Here is a 19671-nt window from a genome sequence, read left to right as displayed (position 1 = left end):
TTTTTTGTGTTATACTATTATCTAACTTAAAAAAGCATATATGAAAATGCTGGATTGAATGTATTTGATTAGGAGCACTCCTGATGTGTATAATCCCACAATTTCATTAATCAAATACATTTAAATATATATATTTAGTGATACGTGTTATAAAGGTGTTAGTATAAGCGGATAATAGTATCAGTTTTGTTTTCGCTATTTATTCTATTGCATTATCAAATATTGTTGCAAGTTGCTCTCTTGTAAGCATATCATTTGCGTTTATTTTATTATCTTCTCCGCTTACTATCCCTTTTTCTACCAATGCTGATGCGTATCCTATTGCCCAAGATGGTATGGAACCTAAATCTGTGTATTTTGACAATACTTCTTTTGCTCTCGTATTATCTAACGGTTTTATGTCTTTTAATTTTGCTATTACTACGAACAATTCTGCTCTTGTTATCTTACTTTCGGGTCTGAAATTACCTTTTTCGTCTTGTGTGAATATTTTGTTTTCTAATACTGTTTGTACTGCTTTTGCATACCATTTGTTATTGTCTACGTCTGATACTTCTATTTTCGTTTGTGCTTTTTTCCCTATTATGTTTGCTATTACTTGGGCTACTTCTGCTCTTGTTACGTTTTTTTTCGGCATGAAGTTTCCGTTTGTATCTCCTGACATTATTCCTTTTTGTATTACTTTTATTACTGCTTGTTTACTCCATGTTATTTGTTTTGTATCTTTTAGGTTGTTTAATGTCATTTCTGCTTCTTTAACAGTCATTATATCTGATACTTCTATTTCTTTTGTTGATGTTTCTTGATACGACTGACTTATTTGTGATTTTTCTTGTACTTTTTCCTGCGTTACAGTTTTTGTTGGAGTTTGAGCAGGTTTTTGTACAGGTTTTGATGGTGATGATGAACCGCCTCCACCACCGCCTGAAGCACCTGAACTTAATTTTTCTTCTTTTTGCTTAGGCTTTTGTGACTCTTTTTGTTCTTCCGGTGTTTTTTGAGAATCAAGCTTTGAATCTTGTGGTTTTTGGCTTGGCTTATTTTGTTCTTCGCTTGGTTGACTCGGTTTTTGTGAGTCAGGTTTTGGATTTGGTTTATTTTGTTCTTCACTTGATTGCTCAGGAGCATTCGGTGATGATGAACCGCCATTTCCATTATTAGATTCGTTAGAATTATTATTTTCAGGGGTTACATTTATTTTAACTTCTTCCGCTTGTGAAGCAAGTTTAAGTCCGTCAGGCTTATATCTTACAAGATATTCACCTTCTGAAAGTCCTGTTACTTCTTTGCCAATGCAAGATGTCCAATTTTGAGCATCTTTTTTCTTATATTCCATTTTTCTGTTAACATAGAGAATCTTGCCGTTATTTTTATTTCCTACACTATCTACAGCTTTTATCCCCAAAGGACTTACTGTTTCTCTTGGAAGTATCTTTTGTACATCTGAATGTAGTATTGAATCTGTCGTACTTTGTTTGATTATCATTATAGGCTCATGAAATTTTGTTGTGATATTTACAGGATCGCTTGAATTTATATCATGCCAAACTCCATCTCCCAAATCATATCTCATTCCGCTCTCAACATTTTCAAGTACGCCTTCTTCAGTTCCAGTAGCTTTAAATATTACATTTGGTTTTTCTTCTTTTGCTATGTTTATATATACATTTTGTCGGCTGTTCGCTATATTAAACCCTCTTTTGCTTACTTCTACAGGAACGGTTTTACTACTTTGAAACATCATATCCTTAAATGCAAGCTCATAAGTTTTGTTATCTATTTTATTTACGGCGGTTTTATGAACATCATCCATTCTTATATCATTTACAGTAAGATCGTCTATATCTTCATCAAATGTAAGCATTACAGAAGTTGTAGTTTCATTTACATTATTCGTAGGTTTTATTTCTATTAAGTTTACATTTTTTTGCGGTTTATATGGAACACGAGAAACCTCATACGAATAAAATTGATAAGTTCCAAATGTATCCCTTACACTATTTACTTCTCTAAAATCCGGATTTCCGCCTGTTATCCTTTTTATAGTAGATATTATAGTGCTTGAATGAATTGATTTTGGAATAGCTGCACTTACAGTAATATTAGATGAATTACTTGAATTTATCTGGGCCTTAAGCACTTGTTCAAGTTCTTCTTCATTATTTGCAAGAACACCTTGTTTTTTATAAGCATAATATAAATATTTAGTACCATCAACTTCATCATCATAAGAATGCCAATTTCTATGGCTTACTCCTAAATTGTCACTATTTATCAAAAAATATTTATAACTTCTATATTGGTCTTCAAGCAAATCATCCCAAGTAAGGTCTATAAAATACCAACCGTCGTCTAATTTTACCCTGTTCCATTGGTGGTATTCACCGCTAAATACACTATATCCTTTTAGTGTACGCCCTTCAATGTTCAAATTGTCTATAATTTTTTGAAAAGACTGTGAATATCCTTGACAGACTGCCTTTCCTTCTATTAATGCGCCATAGGCATAGCTAACTATATGTTCATTTGAGTATTCTATATTATCTATGAGATAGTCATGTACAGCCATAAGCTTGTCAACATCACTGCTTAGATGTCTGAATTTATCAGCTATTTCTTCTACCTTTTTTTCAACTAATGAATCTTTTTCTTTTTCTACATTTACTACGCATTTATATAAGGCATCACCTTTCTTTGCCCATATTTCAGCATTTCCTTGCGCTTTAGCTTTTACAAGTCCGTCATTAATACTGATACTGACTCCGTTTAGCCTACTGAAACTTTCAGCAGTGTATAAAATATCCTGCGGTACCCTAACTCTTACAAACCACTCCACATTATTTACATCTGTACCATCTGAATCAAGGAGTTTTAACTGAAATTCATCGCCTACATCAAGGTTTAATGAGTGCTCGTTGATTACAATATTTTCGTCCTCTGCCTGAGTCGGTGCTTCAAGCTTTCCTATTCTATCATTTAGAATTTGCAAATCACTTTGTGAAGTATTTAAGGCATAGATGCTCCCTAAGTTTGATATGCTTGAACCTGTGTCAGCAAACACAGGATAACTACAAGTCTGCAATAATAGTCCTGTAGCAAGTAAAGTGCAATATATACCTTTTTTACTCTCCACAATTGCCTTCCTTTTATTTATCTTTTTACTCATTATCAGTATTCCCTTTCTAATTAATTTGACTTATAAACAATATCGACCGAATAGACTATTTCTTTAGTTATTCCTTTGAGCTGAAAGTAAAATTCTTAGCAAAATATAATTTTAAACCCATTTAAGTTGCGTTAAGCGATAAAACAATAAAATACATTATAACATACCTTACATTGTTCGTCATCAATAAAACGTAACTTTAACTTTTTATAAATACAAAAATGTGCAGAATTGCTAACTCCTACATAAACAAAAGATTCCATGTTCAAATATATTTCATTCAGCATTTTTATTGTATGTCTGTTTAATTAGGTCATGGTATTACCGTTTCGTAAAATATAGCTATTAACATACAAAATCAAAAAACTATTTACTAATCTTAAAACTTGACTAATAAATAGTTTTTTTGGTTTATACACTGCAATTTTGTCATCCACAAAATTTTTCTATTTTTAATTTGCTTTATATACCGTTATGCCGGCTCTTCCCATATTCAATATATTTTCAATATCTTCATCCATATCACCTGAAGGCTCTATTACAGCCGCAGAATAAAGCATAGAAAAATTAAGTCCTGCAAGAACTCTGACATTTTCTATATGTCCAAAATTTAATGCACACCTTGAAAATGGTATTCCTCCTAATAAATCTGCAATAAATATTACTCCTTCATAAGCGTTGCATTCTTCATAGGCTTTTTTCAAATTAGCATCTAACTGCTCATATGTCTGATTTTCTAAATAATCTACAATTTTCAGGTTTTCTATTTCTCCACACACCAATTTCAAACCGCTATATATGCCCGTTGAATATCCTCCGTGCGCTGCTATTATTACTCCATACATATTTTGCCCGCCTTTTTTATTTTGTAGTAGCTAAAACATAAGTCACTTGCGATTAAATTGTCATACAAATTTATATTATAAAATTTTTTATACTAAAACTTATTTAAAATATTATATAATCAGAACTTTCTTTCACCGTCAATATACACTTCAAGAACATTCATATCTTTGTCCAATATATTTATATCTGCACATCTTCCTACGCTTATACTTCCTATCTTGTCATCCAAGTCTACGGATTTTGCAGGTATTAAGCTTGCCATTTTAACTGCATCAAAAGGTGAAGCTAATCCCCATTTTACAATATTTTTTACAGCATTATCAAGTCTTAATATAGAACCTGCAAGAGAACCATTTTGTATTCTTGCAGTACCATTTTCTACTTTTACATCAAAATCTCCTAATTTGTAATCACCTTCCGGCATTCCACCTGCCATCATACAATCAGTTATAAGCAAGGTGTTATCATAAGTTTTTGCTCTCATAACAACTTTTACTGCTGCCGGATGTACATGGTGTCCATCGCATATAACTTCTCCATATGTGTTTTCTGTTGAAAGCGCTGCTCCTACCATTCCAGGATTTCTATGATGTAACGGACTCATACCGTTATATGTGTGAACAAATATATTTGCACCTACATCTACAGCTTTTTTAGCCTGCTCATATGTTGCATTGCTGTGACCAAGCGCAACTTTTACACCTAATTTTAAAGCATCTTTTATAAATTCCTCACTATTTTCTCTCTCAGGAGCTATAGCAATTTTATTTACAAGACCTTTTGAAAGTTTTTTCCAATTACTCAATTTATTTATATCAGGATTTGTCATATAATCAGGATTTTGTGCTCCCTTAAATTCTTCAGTAAAAAACGGTCCTTCCAAAAATATTCCTTGAACTTTCGCTCCTTCACAAAAATCTTTATTATCTCCTACATTTTTGCAGGCTTTGTCCAATTTTTCAGTAGTATCTGTAAGTGTAGTTGCCAAAAATGATGTAACTCCTGTTTGCACTATACCCTTTGATATTTCAAGAAGTCCTTCTTTTGTAGCATCCATTATATCATGACCCCCATATCCGTGAACATGTGTATCAAAATATCCCGGCGCTGCTATCTTACCTGTATAGTCTTTTATCTCTATACTCTCATCCGCAACTTTTGAAATTTCTTCTATAACTCCGTCTTTTATCTTTATATACCCTGAAAAAACTCCATTTAATGTGAAAATTTCATCTGATTTTATATAAAACTCACTCATTATTTATCTCCTGATTTTTTATTATATCTAACGTTTTTCAATAATTCATATATCTCATTAAGTTTATTATGGAAGTTTACTCTATAACCTCATTTTTTGTATTTAAAAATAACTCTGGAGGTTTTTCCTGTGATGAAAACTGCATAGGTGTTAATACAGATGCATAAGCTCCTGCATTTGTGATTACTATTACATCATCTTTTTCGAGCACTGGCAAGCTTATGTCCTCAGCTATCACATCTATAGCTGTACATAAATTTCCTACAAGATTTACAGTTTCTCTATCACTTCTATCTGTCAACGCTTTAAATTGAAAAGCATCTTCACAAGTAAAAAAAGGTTCATAAGGCATCGGTGATGAGCTTGCATATTTCATTACAGTTTTACTCATTGAAGGTCTTACAAAGCCGTTTAATGTGTTGGATAATATAACATACGTCTTTTTACGAGAAAACTTTTTGTCTAATACCTTAGTTACATATATTCCGTTTTTCCCCACTAAATATCTTCCTGTTTCTATAAATATTCTTGTATTTTTAAATTTTTCTTTATATGATTTTATTATACCAACAGTTTCTTTGGCTAAACTTTCTATATCTATTTCTACATCATCAGGTGAATATGTTATACCTATTCCTGAACCCAAATTTATAAAATCCAATTCATATCCAAGCACATTTTGAATCTTTTCTGAAAGTTTAAACATTCTTTTGTAGTAATTTACCAAATTGTTTTTTTCTAACTCTTGGCTTTTTACGTGTGCATGTATTCCTGTTATTTTTATATTTTTCTTTTCTTTAAGTGATGGAAATTTTTCTATGAATTGTTCTTCATCTATACCGAATTTTGATGAACCGCCAAAATCTCCTGTAAATGAAAAATCAGGATTGATTCTGACTCCTATATTAACTACAATTCCTTTATTTCTTGCTATTTCATCTATAAGCTCTATCTCTGATAAGCTATCCGCTATTATAACAGCTATATCTATGGATTGTTCTATAGATTTTCTATTTTTTCCCGGTGCTGAATAATATATGTTTTCTTTAGATACACCTTTTTCTTTGCTTATAAGCACTTCATTCAAGCTGGCTGCATCTGAACCTATCTTATTTTTAAATATTGTATCCAATACTAAAGTATGTGGATTACACTTAACAGAATAAAGAAAATCAACGCCCACAAAATTATTTTTCAATCTGTTTATATTGTTTACAATCCCCTCTTCATTATATAAATAAAAACTGTCATATTTTTTTGACTGCTCGATTATTATATCATTTGTTATCATAATATAAGCCTCCTTAAAAGTTAGATTTATAATATTTATACGCTTAAATACTAAAATCCAATAAAACTATGTAAAATAATTTAATAAAATATAACACCGTTTATAGAACTCTTACACTAATTTCTGACATAACAATGGATATTTTTATTTTTAAGAATTTGTTAGATAAGTAAAATTAAGTATACTTTAAAAAATAACTTATATAAATGCATCCATTTATCAACCGAATATTAGTATTAATATGAATTATCTATATCAGTTTATCGTGTTTATCCTTATACAAGGGCAAAAAAGTAAAGAAATTTTTTAAATAAAAAATATCTTTACTTTTTTAGTAATAGCTATATTAAATCAATTTAAAACAATCTCATAAATGTAGTCTTATTTATTTGCGTCCGCTATTATCTTTTGTGCTATTTGTTGTGGAACTTCATCATATCTTGCAAATTCCATTTCAAAATATCCTTGTCCTTGTGTCATGGCTTTTAAATCTATTGCATATTTGAATATTTCAGCTTGTGGTGCTTGTGCACTTATAATTTGTTTATTTCCTTTATATGCTTCCATACCCATTACTTTTCCACGTTTTTTGTTCATATCTCCGATTACATCGCCCATATATTCTTCAGGAACTATTATTTTCAAATCCATTATAGGTTCCAACAATATAGGTCTTGCTTCTTCCATACCTTTCTTATAAGCTAATGATGCCGCTATCTTAAATGCCATTTCTGATGAGTCTACATCATGATATGAACCGTCATATAGTGTGGCTTTTATATTTGTAACAGGGAAACCTGCAAGCACACCTTTTTCCATTGACTCTATAAGTCCTTTTTCTACTGCAGGTACATAAGATTTAGGTACAGAACCGCCAAATAATTCTTCTGTAAATTCAAACGGTTTGTCGGAATGTTCAAATCTTATCTTAACGTCTCCATATTGTCCGTGTCCGCCTGATTGTTTTTTATGTTTTCCTTGAACATCTGATTTTCCTTTTATTGTTTCTCTATAAGGTACTTTCAAGTCTTCTATTCTAACATCTACACCGAATTTTTCTTTTAATTTGTCTTTTAGTGAATTTATGTGTATATCTCCTTGCACTCCTACTACTGTTTGTTTTGTTTCTACATTTCTTTCCCAAGTAAATGAAGGGTCTTCATCCAATAATCTGTGCAATCCTTGTGATATTTTATCTTCATCGCCTTTATTAACAGGTTCTATTGCTACTAACATCTGTGGTTTAGGGAATACAGGCAAGTCATATGCAGATGCGTCAACTTTTTCAGCTAATGTGTCACCTGTTAATGATGTTTGTAATTTTGCAAGTACAATTATATCTCCTGCGTTAGCTTTTTCCACTTCCTGCAAGCCTTCATTTGTAGATACATATATCTTTGCTATCTTTTCTTTAGTTCTCTTGTTTATATTATATACTTCCACATCAGGCTTTAATACACCTTGATTTATCTTAACATATGATACTCTACCCAAGAACGAATCTACAAAAGTTTTGAATATTTGTCCATCAAATACAGTTTTATCTCTCTTCATTCTGTCAAGAGGTGATGGAAGATAATCATTTATCATGTCAAGTAATGTGTGCAGACCTATATTTTTTGCTGTTGAACCGCAAAGTACAGGTATTATATCTCCACTTATTACACCTTTTCTAAGCCCTATATGTACTTCTTCTGATGTAAATTCTTCTCCTGAAAAATATTTATCAAGCAATGCTTCATCAGTTTCAGCTACCGCTTCCATAAGCATAGCTCTTACATTCTCAACATCAGCTTGCAAATCTTGTGGCATATCTACTGTGACACATTCTTTACCATTATATTGTCTTGCAAATAGGTCAACTACATTTATAAAGCCTTTAAAATTTTCCGCTTTTCCCCATGGTAAATGGAAAGGTGCGACTTTTTTGCCGTATCTTTCTTTTAATTCATCCAATATTCTCTCATAATCAGCTTTTTCAGAATCTATTTTATTTACAAATATAAATCTTGGAAAATTATAATTATCTGAAAACTCCAATGCCTTGTCTGTTCCTACCTGCAATGATGTAGTTGCATCAACAACTATTATTGTAGATGCCGCAGCTATTGAAGCTGAAATAGTTTCTCCTTCAAAATCAAAATATCCCGGTGTATCCAAGATATTGTATTTATGATCTTTCCATTCTATAGCGTTTAGCCCTAATGATGAAGTAATTTTTACTTGATCTGTCGGTTTTGAAATTCTATTTGTCTTTCCTGTTGTATATAAGAACGCCTCCATAAGATTACTCTTTCCTGATCCTGAGTGTCCAAGTATTGCAATATTTCTTATTTGGTCTGATTCATAAACCTTCATAAAAATGTTCTCCCTTCATTTGTGCGAATTTATTTTTTCATCAAGCGAATAATCTTAAATTTAACTAATTATCATAAATTTTTTTGCAAATTATAAAATATATTAAGTTCTGATAAAATCACCAACCTATATTTAAAAATAATATTATAAATTTAAAAATTTATATGAGATAAGTTAAGCCTTATAATCAAACGCTTTCATAAATACTATTATATAATTATTTTTTTTAAAAAGCAATACCCATTTTTATTTAATTTACAGCCTTATACTAAATCCTGATTAAATTAATATATGCTCAAATTGTTTTGCCGGCGGAATTGAAAATATTTGTGCAAAAATACCCTAAGCAAAATATATTTGAGCATTATATAAAAAAACATTTATTTTATTATTAATGATAGTATTTTATTTAGTTGCCATTACAGTTGCCTCTCCATCTATTACAAGCTCACCTCTTTGGTTTACAACTGTAGTTTTCATATATGCTATTTTTTTCTCAGGCACTACTTTAGTTATTTCGCCTGTAGCTGTTATAGTATCTCCGATTTTCACCGGTAATAGAAACTTGAGAGTTTGCCCCAAATATATGGCATCCGCTCCGGGAATGCACATACCTACTAAAGTTGAAAAAAACGATGCTGTAAGCATACCATGAGCAATTCTGGTTTTAAATCTCGTATTTTTTGCATATTCTTCATTAACATGAAGTGGATTGATATCTCCTATAATACCTGCATAAGTATATATGTCTGATTCCGTTATAGTTTTTGAAACACTTTTCTTCATACCTACATGGATTTCATCTATACTGTATCCACTCATATTTAAACTGTTATTATCAATTAAAGGATTCATATTTATACCTCCACTCTTTTAAATCAGAAAACATTTACCACATTTATTTTATACTATTTTTATTTTATTTACAATGTTTTTTTGGCATTTTCTTTATATTTATAAATTATGGAGATAATAAATGTTTTTAAGAATTTATTATCTAAGTAAAATTAAATATAATAAAAGCAAAAATATTATATAACGTTGTACGGAAATCTTATGGAATAATAGAAAAACATAATAATTAATTTTTCTGGTAGACTATTTATATTAATGTTATATAATTATACGAGTTGTCCATAATTTTATTAGAAAATAGTATTAAACTAATATAATATTAACAAAGAAAAAAATCAGGAGAAATAAAAGTAACCTTATTTTTCTCCTGATTTTTTAGCGCTACATTCTTAAATATGCGTCAAATTTTTCTTTTAGTTTATTTATTATATTTTCTTGGACAGGATTTACTTCTTCATCTGTAAGCGTTCTGTCTTTTCCTCTGTATATTATTGAGTATGCCATTGATTTCTTGCCTTTTTCCACTTGTGAGCCTGAGTATATATCAAATAATTCTATACTTTCAACTATGTCGTTTGAGTTTTGTTCTATAAGGTCTTGTATGTCATTGCAAAGCACTTTTTCATCTATAACGAAGGCTATATCTCGTTTAATTGCAGGGAATTTTGATACATTTTTAGCTAATTTCACGTCAAATTTGCTCTCAAATAAGATATCAAAATCTATTACAAACATATATACTCTCTTTTTTATATCGTAATTGTCCAATATAATCGGGTGCAATTCTCCTATATAGCCTATCACATTATCTTTTACAGATATTTTTGCACATCTTTGAGTGTGAAAAAGCTCGTTTGTGTTTTCAATTTCGTATCTTCTTTCAAAAATTCCCAAATTTTCAAAAGCACCTTCAAGCATAGATTTCAAATCAAAGAAATCTGTTTTATCTCCATATACTGCCCCTACAAGTTGTTTCTTTTGTGTAGGCTCTATCTTATCTTCTTCTTTTATGAATATGTGACCTATTTCAAAACCTGCAAAAAATTCATTTTTTCTGCTATAATTTCTTTTTACAACGTTCATCATAGACGGTACTAAAGTGGTTCTCATTATAGAAGTGTCTTCTCCAAGAGGATTTATTATCTTTAATAAATTTTGTTTTGGAAAATTTATCATATCGAGGTCTTTTTCACCTATAAATGAATATGTTATTACTTCTGTAAGGCCGTTAGACATTAATGCTGTCTTGGCACTGTCTTCAAATCTTTTTTGAGGTGTTTTTTCTCCAAATGTTATTGTTGATGTTATATTTTTTGAAATTATATTGTTATAGCCGTATATTCTTGCAACTTCTTCGAGTATATCATCACTCATACATATGTCATTCCTGTTAAACGGTACTTTCAAAATCAGCTCGTCACCATTTCTTGATACTTCAAAAAACAGTTTTTCCAATATTTTTATTACTTGCTCTATTTCTATATCGTTTCCTAATTTTGCTATTATTTTTTTTGCATTTACTGTTATTTCTCTTTTTTCTATTTTTTCTTTTAATGTATCTTTTTGACCTTTTACTACTTTCCCCCAACCGTATTTATCTATAAAATAGCAAGCTCTTTCTATTGCAAGCTCAGGTCTTTGTATATCTATACCTTTTTCAAATCTACTTGATGAGTCTGTTCTAAGTCCTAATTTTTTTGATGTAAGTCTTACGCTGTCCTGTTCAAAATTTGCAGATTCAAATACTACTTCAGTTGTATTATCTGTTATCTCGGAGTTTTGTCCTCCCATCACTCCTGCTATTGCTATCGATTTTATTCCGTCTGTTATCATAAGCATAGAGCTGTCAAGCTGTCTTTCAACGTCGTCCAATGTAACAAATTTTTCTCCGTCTTTTGCTCTTTTTACAACAATTCTATCTGTTTCGAGCATTTTTGCATCAAATGCGTGCATCGGCTGACCGTATTCAAGCATTACATAGTTTGTTATGTCTACTATGTTGTTTATAGGTCTTACTCCTGCCTCTATCAATCTTCTTTGCATGAAATAAGGTGACGGCTCTATTTTTACATCTTTTATTTTTCTGAGCATATATCTTGGACAAAGAGTTTCATCTTCACAGCTTACTTCAAAATCAAATTTCTCATCTATTTCATTAAATTTATTTTCAGGAAGATTTATAGGCTTGTTTATAGTTGATGATGTCTCGAGTGCTATACCTATCATAGACATACAATCAGGTCTATTTGCTGTAAGCTCAAATTCTATTATGGCATCTTTCAAATCTAAAGCATCTCTTATATCTTGACCTATTTTCAAATCACTGTTCAAAATCCATATTCCGTTTTTAGATTTTTCATCCATATATTTTTCTTCTACGTCTAATTCTTTGCAGGAGCATAACATTCCGTTTGATTCTACTCCTCTTAATTTGCCTTTTGTTATCTTTATTCCGCCAGGAAGTGTTGATTTATGTAATGCTACGGACACTACATCTCCTACTGATACATTTTGTGCTCCTGTAACTATCTGCACCAATTCATCTTTTCCGACATCTATCTGTGTTACCTGTAATTTATCAGCATCAGGATGTTTCTCTATACTCATTATCTTGCCAACAACAACATTTGATATTTCTTCACCGAGATATTCTATCGTCTCTGCTTTTGTTCCTGTCATTGTAAGTGCATCAGCCAACTCTTTGGCACTTATATCTATATCTACATAATCTCTAATCCATTTTACCGGTACTCTCAAATTCAACCCTCCAAAAATATTACAGTCTTTGGATTTTATACTATTTTCTAATAAAATTATGGATAACTTGTATAATTATATAAAATTAATATACATAGTCTACCAGAAAAATTAATTGTTATTATTTTCCATTATTATATAAGATTTTAGTATTATATCCTAATTATATTATTAAATAACTAATATAAAACAACGAATCATTATAAATATTTGAATACTATAAGCTATGAAACAATAGACATTTTTACACAAATTTAAAAATTTATAATAAAAATAAAAAATATCTACATTCTAAATTATAATTATAAAATTAACAGACCATATTATTCTTAATTAAAAATTTTTAATAATATTTTTCTAAAATTGTTTCAAAAATCTCATATCATTTTCATACATATATCTTATATCTTCTATTTCATATTTCATCATAGTTATTCTGTCTATACCCATACCGAATGCAAAACCGCTGTATATTTCAGGGTCTATGTTGCAATTTCTAAGTACATTCGGATGCACCATACCTGCTCCAAGTATCTCTATAAATCCTTCACCTTTGCAAGTAGGACAACCATGACCTTTACATTTAAAGCAAAGCACATCCACTTCCGCACTCGGTTCGGTGAAAGGAAAGTTGTGCGGTCTAAATTTTACTGTTATATCGTCGCCGAAAAATCTTCTTACAAACTCTTCCAATGTATATTTTAAATTTGCAAATGTAATTCCTTTATCTATAACCAAGCCTTCAAGTTGATGAAACATAGGAGAATGCGTTGCATCCGGAGTATCACATCTGAAACATCTTCCGGGAGAAATCATTCTTATAGGCGGTTTTTGAGTTTTCATAGTCCTTATTTGCACTGTAGATGTCTGCGTTCTAAGCAATAAATCATTGTTCAGATAAAATGTATCAGTCATATCTCTTGACGGATGGTATTTAGGCGCATTAAGTGCATCAAAATTATTTTCTATTGTATCTACTTCAGGTCCTTCCACTACTGAAAATCCCATTGACATAAATGTGTCTTCCATTTGAGAAGTTACTGTTGATAACGGATGAAGAGAGCCTGTAAATCTTGGTTTAACCGGCATTGTTACATCTATGAACTCTGATTTTAATTTTTCTTCAAGCTCTAATTGCTTTAAAGCTTTTGCAAATTCTTCCAATCTCTTTTCAATTTCTTCTCTTACTTCATTTGCAAGTTTTCCCATAAGAGGTCTTTCTTCGCTCGACAACTTACCCATTTGTTTAAGGATTGCCGTTAATTCGCCTTTTTTTCCAATATATTTAAGCCTTATGTTTTCAAGAGATAATTTATCTCTTGATTTTTCCATTTCTTTGATGAATTCTTCCTTTATTTTTTGCAACTGCTCTTTCAAATTATTACACTTCCTTATATTTTAAATTAATAAATTTTATTTTCTGGTCATCTCATATATCAACATAGCTGTTGCAACTGATACATTGAGAGACTGTGCATTACCTTGCATTGATATTTTTATCTTTTTATCTGAAACTGACAACAGCTCATCGCTTACTCCGTTTGCCTCGTTACCTATTATAAGTGCTATTTTATCATCTGTAAAGGCATTTACACAATTAACGGCATTTTTCAGAGAGCTTGAGTACAGTTTATATCCTAAGTCCTTAATCGTTTGAACGTCATCAAGCATAAATATATTCATAAAATATATGCTACCCATAGTAGCTCTCACAACTTTTGGTGAAAAAAAATCTGCTGTGCCCTTAATGTAGTATATGTCATTTATACCTTTTGCCTCTGCCGTTCTTATTATAGTCCCTATATTTCCCGGATCTTGTAATCTGTCAAGGATAAGTATGTATTTACTGTTTAAAGGCTGAGAAAATTCTTTTTTTTCATATATTGCCATTATGCCTTGAGAATTTACTGTATCCGATACTATATCGAATACAGCAGTTTTTACAAAAAATATATTTTCATCTCCAACTTTGTCTCTTAAAGCTTCAAGCAATTCATCATTTACAAAATCTTCTCTAATCATTACAAATTTTATCATATAATCAGATTTCAAAGAAAGTTCAATATTTTTTACACCTTCGTCAAAAAAAAGATTGTATTTTTCTCTATATTTTTTATTTTGTAAAGATTTTACAAGTTTTATATATTTATTATCACTTGATTGTATTATTTTCATATTTAAAAATAACTTTCTTAAATTTAATAAATTTTTTGATTAAAAATTTTCATCTATATAAGTACCGGCTTCAAGGGCTGCTATCGCACCGTCCGAAGTTGCCGTTACAACTTGTCTGAAACGTTTTTGTCTGCAATCTCCGGCCACATACACTCCTTGTGCAATTTTCATATCTTCGCCTGCTACAAAATATCCGTTAGCATCCAATTTGAATTCTTTTGCAAATAGGCTCGTGCTTGGCACATTACCTGTAAATACAAATACTCCAAGTATGTTAAATTCATTTTGTGGCTTGATTTGCTCTATATTTCCCGTTTTTAATTCCTTAATCACAATCTCATTTACTAACCCGTCACCTTTTATTTCATCTATGACGCAACTCATTTTAAACTCTATTTTTTCATTGTTTTTAGCTCGCTCTTGTAATATCTTGGACGCTCTGAATTCATCACGTCTGTGAATTACTGTAACTTTTGATGCATATTTTGTCAAAAATATAGCCTCTTGCAAAGCTGTATCTCCTCCACCTACGACAAAAATCTCTATATCTTTGAAAAAAGGACCGTCACAAGTAGCACAATACGATACTCCTTTTGATGCAAACTCATCTTCCCCTTTTACTCCTAATTTCCTCGGATTTGCTCCAAGCGCAAGTATAATGGCTTTGGATTCAAAAGTTTCTTCTTTTGTCTTTATAAGTTTCAATTTATTGGAAAAATCAAAATCTACTACTTCCTGTTTTACAAATTCAGTACCGAACTTTTCCGCCTGCTCATACATTCTATTTATTATGTCTTGACCGGATTCATTACCAAGAGAGCCCGGATAATTTTCAACATCCATAGTGCTTGATATCTGCCCTCCGAAAGCTGCTTTTTCTAAAACTAATGTCTTCAATTTTGCCCTTGATGTGTAGATTGCTGCTGTAAGTCCTGCTGAGCCTCCGCCAACTATAATAACGTCATAGCTTTTCATATTTGTTGTTCATTGATATGAAAATATCAACTATTCTCCCTTCTAAAATTTTTATCTTATGCTAAAACTTGTTTAATAAAACAGATATAAAATCATAATTTTTTATATAAATTTTATTTTTTTATATCATATAAATACTAATATTATACCATAATTTTACATAATATATTCTTTTAATTCAAAAAATATATTATATGTTTTTTGCTATTGTTCTAAACTTTATTTAAATGTAAGATATTCTCATAATATATTATACTGATTATCAATAAAATAGTAGATAATTTATAGTAATGCTATTAATAATATAATTTTAATAATTGCATAAAAAAATACATACAGATAATTTATATTCGGCTTTCAGCTAAAAAATTATCTATATGTATTTTGATTTTATTCATCATAAGTGTTGCCTACTATAACGTTTATATAATTCGGTTTTACACTCAATTTTAAGGGAAGTGACGGTCCTTTTTCTCCGTCTATGCTTACTGCCAAACTCCTGTCTTCGCAGTCTATTTCAAATTTAGAAGATTTTATTATTTCTATTATGCTTGAATTTGTAAAATCTTCTCCTTTTACCACTTTTACCAATAAGTTTGCCAAATCTACAGGATTTGCCTCTTTAACTATAATCATTTCAAATAAACCGTCTTTTATATCCACGTTATTTCCGAATAATCCGCCTATATTTCCCACATTAGTTCCGTTTAAGACCAGAACCATATATGCTTGTATTTCAAGAATTTTTTCATCTGATTTTATTGTAAATTTATTAGTCTTTATATTCGGTAATTGTGTGAGTCCTTGAAGATGATATGCAAACGGACCGAGCCATTCTTTTAAATCGGAGTTGGTTTCAAAAGATGTCTCTGCAAAAACTCCGATTGCAAGTGAAGATAAAAATATCTGACCTGTTTGTAAACAGCCTATATCAACCATTGCAGTTTTATATTTTGCAATTTCTTCTATCGCTTTATATACTCCTGAAGGCATTAATATGTTTGATGCAAAATTGTTGCAGGTTCCGCTGCCTATTACTGCATACGGTTTTTTTACATTATTTTTTACAATTCTTCTTGCTATTGAATCTATTGTGCCGTCACCTCCAACTCCTATAATAAAATCATAGTCTAAATTTTTCAGCAAGTCACTTAACATATCATACACTTCTTCTTCAAGTCTTATGACCGTCAAAATTATTTTGTTTTTTATAAAGTGTCCAACTATCTTGTCTAATTCCGTTGCTATATCTCTATTGCCTGATAATGGGTTGTATATAAAAAGTGCTTTTTTATAAGCTTTCATAGTTAGTACCTCATTACATTTGAAGTTTATACTAATCTCTAATTAAAATAACAGTATACTTAAATGTGTAAGTTATATTTTTATATGTATTGTAATAGTTTTAGATTTATCACTCTAAATAGGTTTTAGTATTATTATGTATGTTTTTTTGTAATATGTATTAATTTAAAGATAAGCTTATTTTTAAAACTTGATCAACTCTTCCCATTGTATTTTCATCTGCTGTCCCTATAAATTCTCTTAATCTTATTTTGTCAATAGTTCGTATCTGCTCTAATAACATAACCGAGTCTTTTTCTAAGCCGAATTGTTTTGCACTTATCTCTATGTGAGTGGGCAATTTGGCTTTATTCATTTTTGAAGTTATAGGTGCTACTATTACAGTTGGTGAAAATTTATTTCCTATATTGTTTTGCACTACTATAACAGGTCTTACTCCTCCCTGCTCGGAACCTATAACAGGACTTAAATCCGCATAATATATATCGCCTCTCTTGACCACTTTATCGGATTTCATTACACACCTCCTTTCTAATTATTTTTCGTGATACTCTCTTTTTACTCTCTTTTGCACTGCACATATGGTTTCGTCTATTATTGTATTTGACAGTTCAGATATGTAATGCCCGCTGTTTTTGTCATAACCGAATATATAAACTTTTTCACCGATTTCTATGTAATCGTCCAGTCTTATCATCATCTGGTCCATACACACATTTCCTACTACCGTTCCTTTTTTATCGTTTTCAAACAAAACTTGTGCATATTTATTGGACAATGCTCTGCTTACTCCATCGGCATATCCTATAGATACCGTTGCTATCCACTCATCTTTTTCAAGTTTATACTTGGCACCGTAACTTACAGTTGTGCCTTTTTTGAGGAGTTTTATGTTAGATATGACACTTTCCAATCTCATGGCAGGTCTTAAATCAAGTGAAGGATTCTTTATATCGTTTAATGAATATCCGTACATTCCGATTCCTAATCTTATCATATCCAAATCATATTTTGCAGATTCGGAAGCGGATGAATTGGCGATATGTTTAATTCCGAGATTTATACCTGATTCTTCTAAATTTATGCACATTTCGTTAAAGTTGTCAAACTGAATTTTATTAAAATTATTTTTAACTTCATCGGCACAAGCAAAGTGAGAAAAACAACCGACAATTTTTATATAAGACATATCATTAATGGCATTTATTTCAGATACATAATCGTCTTGCATCAAAAATCCTATTCTCGACATTCCCGTATCCAATTTTATATGAACTTTGGCTGTAGCTTTAAGCTCCCCGGCTTTTTTAGATATGATTTCAGCTATTTTAGTGTTGTATACCGTGAAATCCACATCATTTTTTATCAGATTTTCCACTTCTTCCTCAAATACATATCCGAGTATTATTATAGGTTTATATATCTTTGCATCTCTTAACTCTATCGCTTCGTCTCCTGTCGATACTGCAAAATAATCTATATATTCCTGTATATAATTTGCGACTTCAATGCTGCCATGTCCGTAAGCGTCCGCTTTTACTACTGCACATATCTTTGTTTTTTTATCTCTTATGTTTTTAAATTCATTTATGTTATGTAATATATTGTTTAAAAAAATCCTTGCTATTGCCCTATTGGATGACAGCTCCACTTTTGTTCATCTCCTGACGAGTATAATTTAAAGTCATTTTTTTAATTTATACTAAAATTCAATAAAACTATAAAAAACAGTGTTGTGTAAATTTAATAAAATACCGTTTATACAATTTTTATATAAATTATCTGTTATTTTATCATATATTCACTATTACTTTTTAAAAATTTTTATTTCACGGTAAATGTTCATTATTCGCTATATAATTAACATTTACAAAATTAATAAAATATAAAAATACATTATATCTGTTTTTTGAAATTATACAACACTTTTCTTTATACTATCTTAAAATTTTTCTCTAAATACACAAATTAGCCCCACAAATATAATTGATAAGGCTAATCTCAATTTAACAACCTATAACAAATGTTCATCGATTTTTTGAGTTTCTTTTGCTCCCATAAATCCATGAATAAAGCCATATGTCGAATCTATTCTGTTTTGCAATTCATCTCTTTTTATACGTTTATTTTCCAATTCTTTTCTTAACTGCTCTATATTTTTTAATAAAGTGTCCAATTCTTTTTCATCGTTTTTTATTGTGGCGTAACAGCAACTTAGAGTTTCTCTTAAAAGTTGTAAATTTTGTTCTTCTTTTAATACAAGTAACTCTTTTATACTGTTTTCTCTTTTTTCTATCTCATCATTAAATTCCAATATCTTGTTTCTTGTATCTTCGAGCTCTTTTTCCGCTTTTGTGTTACCATTGTTCAACTGATTCGATAAGTATAATACATTTGAGACAAGCCTTGATTTTTCCTTATGTATGTTATTGGCCTCCAAAACTTGTGTTTTTTCAGTCGTCATTATTTCTCTGAGCGATTTGATTGTATCTTCCATCTGAGACGTTCTGACATACTTGATCATATCATTAAACGGCTTGTATTCCAACAACATAGGAACTATTTTTTTTTCAAGTATTTCTTCAAATAGTTTATCGCTTTGACTTTTAAAACCCTTCACACTTCTTCCTTTCTTTTTTTATAAAATCAATCTCAATAACTCTGATACTGTTGCCTGATTAAATA

General features: G+C 30.5%; 14 protein-coding genes. All 14 read right to left on the bottom strand.

All coding sequences use genetic code 11. From position 1 onward, the window contains the following. Positions 1–199: 199 nt before the first annotated feature. Positions 200–3166, bottom strand: coding sequence for an S-layer homology domain-containing protein (locus HMPREF9629_RS09065; RefSeq protein WP_009526110.1), 2967 nt, complete (start codon positions 3164–3166; stop codon positions 200–202). A gap of 452 nt (positions 3167–3618) precedes the next feature. Further along, positions 3619–4011, bottom strand: coding sequence for a PTS sugar transporter subunit IIA (locus tag HMPREF9629_RS09060; RefSeq protein ID WP_009526109.1), 393 nt, complete (start codon positions 4009–4011; stop codon positions 3619–3621). A gap of 119 nt (positions 4012–4130) precedes the next feature. Continuing rightward, positions 4131–5270, bottom strand: coding sequence for an N-acetylglucosamine-6-phosphate deacetylase (gene nagA, locus HMPREF9629_RS09055; RefSeq protein WP_009526108.1), 1140 nt, complete (start codon positions 5268–5270; stop codon positions 4131–4133). A gap of 76 nt (positions 5271–5346) precedes the next feature. Further along, complete coding sequence (locus HMPREF9629_RS09050) at positions 5347–6561, bottom strand: diaminopimelate decarboxylase family protein (RefSeq protein WP_009526107.1); 1215 nt, start codon at positions 6559–6561, stop codon at positions 5347–5349. A 381-nt stretch (positions 6562–6942) separates the two neighbouring features. After that, positions 6943–8919, bottom strand: coding sequence for an elongation factor G (locus tag HMPREF9629_RS09045; RefSeq protein ID WP_009526106.1), 1977 nt, complete (start codon positions 8917–8919; stop codon positions 6943–6945). 405 nt (positions 8920–9324) lie between these two features. Then, complete coding sequence (locus HMPREF9629_RS09040) at positions 9325–9774, bottom strand: MaoC family dehydratase (protein WP_009526105.1); 450 nt, start codon at positions 9772–9774, stop codon at positions 9325–9327. A 381-nt stretch (positions 9775–10155) separates the two neighbouring features. Further along, complete coding sequence (gene pheT, locus HMPREF9629_RS09035) at positions 10156–12531, bottom strand: phenylalanine--tRNA ligase subunit beta (RefSeq protein WP_009526104.1); 2376 nt, start codon at positions 12529–12531, stop codon at positions 10156–10158. A gap of 357 nt (positions 12532–12888) precedes the next feature. Continuing rightward, positions 12889–13908 carry a phenylalanine--tRNA ligase subunit alpha gene (gene pheS / locus HMPREF9629_RS09030; protein ID WP_009526103.1) on the bottom strand — a complete coding sequence of 340 codons (1020 nt, stop codon included), beginning with the start codon at positions 13906–13908 and terminating at the stop codon, positions 12889–12891. A 36-nt stretch (positions 13909–13944) separates the two neighbouring features. Continuing rightward, positions 13945–14706 carry a TrmH family RNA methyltransferase gene (locus HMPREF9629_RS09025; protein ID WP_009526102.1) on the bottom strand — a complete coding sequence of 254 codons (762 nt, stop codon included), beginning with the start codon at positions 14704–14706 and terminating at the stop codon, positions 13945–13947. A 39-nt stretch (positions 14707–14745) separates the two neighbouring features. Further along, positions 14746–15681 carry a thioredoxin-disulfide reductase gene (gene trxB / locus HMPREF9629_RS09020; RefSeq protein ID WP_009526101.1) on the bottom strand — a complete coding sequence of 312 codons (936 nt, stop codon included), beginning with the start codon at positions 15679–15681 and terminating at the stop codon, positions 14746–14748. Between the two features lie 390 nt (positions 15682–16071). Continuing rightward, positions 16072–16986, bottom strand: coding sequence for a YegS/Rv2252/BmrU family lipid kinase (locus HMPREF9629_RS09015; RefSeq protein ID WP_009526100.1), 915 nt, complete (start codon positions 16984–16986; stop codon positions 16072–16074). Positions 16987–17146: 160 nt separating this feature from the next. Further along, positions 17147–17503 carry a type II toxin-antitoxin system PemK/MazF family toxin gene (locus HMPREF9629_RS09010; RefSeq protein WP_009526099.1) on the bottom strand — a complete coding sequence of 119 codons (357 nt, stop codon included), beginning with the start codon at positions 17501–17503 and terminating at the stop codon, positions 17147–17149. Positions 17504–17521: 18 nt separating this feature from the next. Next, positions 17522–18637, bottom strand: a complete 1116-nt coding sequence (gene alr / locus HMPREF9629_RS09005) for an alanine racemase (RefSeq protein ID WP_009526098.1) — start codon at positions 18635–18637, stop codon at positions 17522–17524. Between the two features lie 363 nt (positions 18638–19000). Continuing rightward, entirely contained in the window at positions 19001–19606 is a 606-nt protein-coding gene (locus HMPREF9629_RS09000; RefSeq protein WP_009526097.1) for a hypothetical protein, read from the bottom strand. Between the last annotated feature and the right edge of the window lie 65 nt (positions 19607–19671).

It is taken from the genome of Peptoanaerobacter stomatis (genome assembly GCF_000238115.1).
Lineage (GTDB): Bacteria > Bacillota > Clostridia > Peptostreptococcales > Filifactoraceae > Peptoanaerobacter > Peptoanaerobacter stomatis.
This window is presented reverse-complemented; position numbering and strand designations above follow the sequence as displayed.